This window comes from Stenotrophomonas sp. SrG (assembly GCF_050031795.1).
GTDB lineage: Bacteria > Pseudomonadota > Gammaproteobacteria > Xanthomonadales > Xanthomonadaceae > Stenotrophomonas > Stenotrophomonas rhizophila_A.
The window spans coordinates 1-243 of sequence record NZ_JBNBBE010000906.1 but is presented as its reverse complement, the minus strand read 5'-3'; the positions used below and the strand labels follow the sequence as shown (position 1 = coordinate 243).

Annotated in this window: 1 pseudogene; it reads left to right on the top strand. The window is 84.8% G+C overall.

The features are described 5' to 3' along the window. Window positions 1–20: 20 nt before the first annotated feature. Window positions 21–243: pseudogene (locus tag ACQG3P_RS22130) on the top strand (glutamine synthetase); the annotation flags it as partial.

The following is a 243-nucleotide window of genomic DNA, read 5'->3' as shown; positions in this document are numbered from 1 at the left end:
CCTGCGGGCGGCGGGTGCCGATGGACACCCCGGGAAACATGCGCGTGGAAGGCCGTGTTGCCGGTTCCGACGCGCTGCCCTACCTGGCGATCGCCGCCACCCTGGCCGCCGGCCGGCGGGGCCTCCGCGAGCAGGGCGCGCCGAGCGCGCGGGGCGGTGGCGGCGCCCCGGAGCGGGGCGCCGGGGGGCCGCGCTCGCGGGGGGCGGCGGTGGCGGGCCGGGCGCGCTGCCCCGCGCGGCGCG